The organism is Brevundimonas sp. (assembly GCF_024711105.1).
Lineage (GTDB): Bacteria > Pseudomonadota > Alphaproteobacteria > Caulobacterales > Caulobacteraceae > Brevundimonas.
Window position 1 is genome coordinate 1 of sequence record NZ_JANJTL010000058.1, and the last position, 5,124, is coordinate 5,124.

Below are 5,124 nucleotides of genomic sequence, written 5' to 3' on the forward strand. Positions count from 1 at the left end.
GTCGCCGTCTGCGTCGAGACCCGGGCCATCCCCACTGTGGCGGAACTCGAAAACCCGGACCTGGCCGTCGCCGTGCTCCATGTGCTCACCGTCGCCCAGGCGATGGCGGAACATCACCACGTCTCCGTCCGCGTGATCCCCGCCGTGGCGGCGGATCACGACTTCGCCCGGGCCATGAGGGCCGTCCGGACCGTGCGGGCCGCGCATAGCGTGCACCTCCGGCATCATGCGTTCGTGGAAGGCGCGCATCTCGTCGCGCGTGACCACGCCGTTGGAGTCCGCGTCCATCGAGGCGAACATCTCGGCGTGATGGGCGGTGAAGGCCTCGCGGGTCAGGCCTTCGTCGCCGATCTCCATGCGGTGGCCGGGGCCGCCGAGCACAACGACGCGGCGCTCCTCGCGGACGTCCTGATCCTGGGCCTGGGCCTGGGCGGCGACGGGCAGCAGGGCCATCAGCCCGGCGGCGACGATGAGAGTCTTCATGAGGGTCTCCAGTTGAATCGCGGGCGGCGTCCGCCTCATGCTCATGAGACCTGCCGCATGTCGCGCCAGTATTTCGGAGGCCCGAGCTCGCGAACCCTTGCAGGCCGGGCCTTTGCGTCCGCAATGTTTCAGCCGTGAAATACGCGGGCGCGGTTCGCCCGACAGGATGGCGTCATGGAAACCGCCCCGCCCGCTCCGGCCAAGGTGCTGGTCGTCGATGACGATCCGGGCATCCGCGACCTGCTGATTGACTACCTGGCGCGCCAAGGGTTCGACGCGCGCGGCGCCGCGGACGGACGCGAGATGGACCAGGCCCTGGCGCGGGATCCCGCCGATGTCGTGGTGCTCGACCTGATGATGCCGGGCGAGGATGGCCTGTCGATCTGCCGCCGTCTCGCCGAGGACGGCCCCCCTGTCATCATGCTCTCGGCCATGGGCGAGGACACCGACCGCATCGTCGGACTGGAGCTAGGGGCCGCCGACTATCTGCCCAAGCCGTGCAATCCGCGCGAGCTTCTCGCCCGTATCCGCGCCGTCCTGCGCCGCTCGGCCGAACGACGCCCGCGCGGCGGCGGCCAGGCCGTGCGCTTCGGCGCCTGGCGGCTCGATCTGGTCCGGCGCGAGCTGATGAACGCCTCGGGCGCGGTCAGCCCGCTGTCGTCGGGCGAGTTCCACCTGCTGCGCGCCTTCGTGGAGCGCCCGGGCCGGGTGCTGACCCGGGATCAGCTGATGGATCTGGCGCGCGGTCCCACCGCCGAGACATTCGACCGCGCCATCGACGTCCAGATCAGCCGGCTAAGGAAGAAGCTCGACGACGGCACGGGCCGCGAGCTGATCGAGACGGTGCGCGGCGAGGGCTATCGCCTGTCGGTTGAGGTCCGCCCGGCATGAGGCGCCCGGCCACCCTGCCCGTATTCCTGCAGGTCGCCCTGCTGGTGGTGCTGTCGATCGTGGCCGCCCAGGTGGTCGCCTTCGCCGTGGTCCTGCACGCGCCGCCGCCCACGCCGCAAGGCTTCACCATCGACCAGGCGGTCGCCGCCCTGGAGGGCGAGCCGGTCCGTACCGACGAGGGCCGGACGCTGCGTCGCCGTCTGTCCGACGAAGCCGCCTTCGACGCCCACTCGACCGAGGACCCGCTGGCCCGCGTGATCGCGCTGGCGCTCGAATCCCGCCTCGGCGTCGAGCGCGGCGACGTCCGCGTACAGGTCGTCCCGGTCGACGGACCCATGCGCCGCCGGATGCACGAACGGCTGGCCCTGCCCTTCAAACATCGGATGCCCGAGGATGTGGTCCGGCTTGAAGAGCGCAGCGAGTCCTTCGTCGTCCGCCGCCGGGTCAGTGGCCCGCCGGCTCCCGACGCGCCGGACTCTCCCGATGCGCCGGAGGCGCCTGAGCCGCCGCCGACGCCGCAGGTCATTCCCCTGGCCCCCGGCGACGAGGACGTCGTGGTGCTGCGCCCGCAGCAGCGCGTCACCATCCTGACCGAGCAGCTGCGTTTCCCGCCCTTTACCGCCACTGTGCGTCAGGCGGACGGCCGCTGGGCCACCGTCAGCCCGCCGCAAAGCCTGCTGTCGCCCTGGCACACGCGCATCCTGCTGAGCTTCCTGGCCAGCCTGCTGCTGCTGAGCCCGCTGGCGTGGCTGATCGCGCGCCGCCTGACCCGGCCGATCCGCGTCTTCGCAGAGGCGGCCGAGCGCCTGGGCTCAGACCCAAACGCCCCGCCCCTCCCCGAGACGGGACCGGCCGAGGTCCGCAACGCCGCGGCCGCCTTCAACGACATGCAGGCCAAGCTGCGCCGCTACGTCGAGGGGCGCACCCAGATGGTCGCCGCCATCGCGCACGACCTGCGCACGCCGCTGACCCGTCTGCGCTTCCGCGCCGAACAGACCGAGCCGGAGATCCGCGACCGCATGGCCGCCGACATCGAGCAGATGGACGGCATGATCGCCCAAGCCCTCGCCTATGTCCGCGGCGAGACGGTGCGCGAGGACCGGGTCACGCTGGATCTCGGCGCCCTGGTCTCCTCCGTCGTGCACGATCTGGCCGAGATGGGGGCCGAGGTCAGCGTGGAGGCCGCGCCAGGCGTGCGGGTCCAGGGCCAGCCGCTCAACCTTCGCCGCGCCGTCGGCAATCTGGTCGAGAACGCCGTGAAGTTCGCCGGCGCCGCGCATATCCGCGTGACCACCGAAGCGGGCCAGGCCGTCGTCGAGGTCGAGGACACCGGCCCGGGCCTCCCCGACATCGACCTGGAAGCCGTCTTCGAACCCTTCCGCCGCGCCGAGCCGTCGCGCAGCCGCGAGACCGGCGGGGCGGGCTTGGGCCTCGCCGTCGCCCGCGGCATCGCCCGCGCCCACGGCGGCGACGTCACCCTGTCCAACCGACCCGACGGCGGCCTCGCCGCCCGCCTCACCCTACCGCTTTCCAAGGAGCCGAACCCGTGAAGCTCAGAGCCCTGATCCTCGCCGCCGCGCTGGCCCTGCCCGGCGGCCCTGCCCCCGCGCAGGACGCGGCGCGGCCCCGCGCCGTGGTTGAGGCGATCGCCGAGCGCATCCGCGACCAGTACTTCAGTATCGAGCGCGGCGACGCCATCGCCGACGCGCTCGAAGCCGAGTCCGCGTCGGGCCGGTACGATGCGTTCACCGACCCGCGCGACCTGGCGGCGGAGCTCAGCGCACGCCTCCGGCCCGAGGACGCTCACTTCGTCGTCCTGCATGATCCGGCGGGACCGGCCGCGAGCCCTGGATCGGGCGGCGTCCGCTCGCAGGGAACAGACATCCAGCGGCTGTCCAACTACGGCTTCACGCGCGTCGAGGTCCTGCCGGGCAACATCGGCCTGATCGAGATGCGGTCCTTCGCCAACATCGACTTCGGAAATCCTGACGACCCGGCGCGGCGGGCGGCGGACGCGGCGCTGGCCCTCGTCGCCCATACGGACGCCGTGATCTTCGATGTCCGCAACAACGGGGGCGGATCTCCGGCCATGGTCGGCTATCTGGTCAGCGCCTTCACGCCGCCGGATGCGGACATCTACAACGTCTTTCACAACCGCGACGGCACGCGTCGGGAGACCCCGCGCATCTACTACAGCGCGCCGCGTCTGGAGACGCCGCTCTATGTCCTGACCAGCGCGCGGTCCGGATCGGCCGCTGAGGCCTTCCCCTACACGCTGCAGGCGGCGGGCCGCGCCACCATCGTCGGGGAAACCACCGGCGGCGCTTCGAACCCTGGGGGCATGTTCCCCATCCCGGGCGGCTTCATGGTGTTCATCTCGGGCGGCTCGCCGGTCAATCCGATCACCGGTCGGAACTGGGAAGGGACCGGCGTCATCCCCGACGTGGAGGCCCCGGCCGCGCTGGCGCTGAACCACGCGCAGAGGCTGGCGCTGGGCCAGATCCTCGCCGAGCAGCCCGACCGAACCGACGCGGCATGGGCGCTGTCGGCCTTCCAGACCTGGACCGGCGGACCGGTGGCCCTGAACGACTACGCCGGAACCTACGGCCCCTTGGCGGTCGCGAACGAAGACGAGGCGCTGGTCGTGCGCCGTGGCCGACGCCCGCCGATGGTGCTGACGCCGGTCGAGACCGACCTGTTCTTCGTGGCGGGAGATCCGCTGATGCGCTTCGCCTTCGAGCGCGACGCGTCGGGTCGAGTCATCGCCATCGAGCAGCGCCCCGCCTTCGGGCCCGGCATGCGCCAGCGCCGCACAGACTAGCTGGGCCGTAACAGCCGTTCGCGGCTTGTGAGGGGCCCAAGGGTTGACTTGGCAGGGCGCAGAGCCAAAACGGCGCCCATCCGTTTCATGGCCGCGCTCCCGAAGCGCGGCCGCTCCCTGCTCCTTGAGGTGAATCCATGACCGTTCGTGTCGCCATCAACGGCTTTGGCCGCATCGGCCGTCTCGTGCTGCGCTCCATCGTCGAGCATGGCCGCACCGACATCGAGGTGGTGGCGATCAACGACCTGGGCCCGGTGGCCACGAATGCGCACCTGCTGCGCTACGACTCGGTCCACGGCCGGTTCCCGGGCACGGTGGAGTCCGGCGACGACTGGATCGACGTGGGCGCGGGCAAGATCCGCGTCACCGCCGAGCGCGATCCGTCGAACCTCCCGCACAAGGACCTGGGCGTCGACATCGCCTTCGAGTGCACCGGCATCTTCACCTCCAAGGACAAGGCCTCGGCCCACCTGAACGCCGGCGCCAAGCGCGTGCTGGTCTCGGCCCCCGCCGACAACGCCGACAAGACCATCGTCTACGGCGTGAACCACGACGTGCTGACGGCCGAGGACGTGATCGTTTCGAACGCCTCGTGCACCACCAACTGCCTGGCGCCGGTGGCCAAGGTGCTGCACGACCTGTTCGGCATCGAGCGCGGCTACATGACCACGATCCACGCCTACACCGGCGACCAGCCGACGCTCGATACGATGCACAAGGACCTCTACCGCGCCCGCGGCGCGGCCTTGTCGATGATCCCGACCTCGACCGGCGCGGCCAAGGCCGTGGGCCTGGTCCTGCCGGAACTGAAGGGCAAGCTGGACGGCTCCTCGATCCGCGTCCCGACCCCGAACGTCTCGGTCGTCGACCTGAAGGTCGTCGCCGGGCGCGACACCTCGGCCGAGGAGATCAACTCGGCGCTGAAGGCC

At 71.2% G+C, this 5,124-nt stretch carries 4 protein-coding genes and 1 pseudogene; 4 read left to right on the top strand and 1 reads right to left on the bottom strand.

Annotated elements, in window-relative coordinates; translation table 11 throughout:
- Nucleotides 1-483, bottom strand: a pseudogene (locus Q0M60_RS04590) (hypothetical protein); the annotation flags it as partial.
- Between the two features lie 174 nt (nt 484-657).
- On the opposite strand from Q0M60_RS04590, the gene Q0M60_RS04595 reads away from it, so the two are divergent.
- The 4 genes from Q0M60_RS04595 to Q0M60_RS04610 form a co-directional block, all read left to right on the top strand.
- Complete coding sequence (locus Q0M60_RS04595) at nt 658-1,374, top strand: response regulator (RefSeq protein ID WP_296816526.1); 717 nt, start codon at nt 658-660, stop codon at nt 1,372-1,374.
- Complete coding sequence (locus tag Q0M60_RS04600; RefSeq protein ID WP_296816528.1) at nt 1,371-2,924, top strand: ATP-binding protein; 1,554 nt, start codon at nt 1,371-1,373, stop codon at nt 2,922-2,924. The genes Q0M60_RS04595 and Q0M60_RS04600 overlap by 4 nt, the downstream gene beginning before the upstream one ends.
- Nucleotides 2,921-4,195 carry a S41 family peptidase gene (locus Q0M60_RS04605; RefSeq protein WP_296816530.1) on the top strand — a complete coding sequence of 425 codons (1,275 nt, stop codon included), beginning with the start codon at nt 2,921-2,923 and terminating at the stop codon, nt 4,193-4,195. Before Q0M60_RS04600 ends, Q0M60_RS04605 begins: the two co-directional genes overlap by 4 nt.
- Before the next feature lie 137 nt (nt 4,196-4,332).
- On the top strand, nt 4,333-5,124 hold a 792-nt coding region (locus tag Q0M60_RS04610; RefSeq protein WP_296816532.1), incomplete at its 3' end, for a type I glyceraldehyde-3-phosphate dehydrogenase.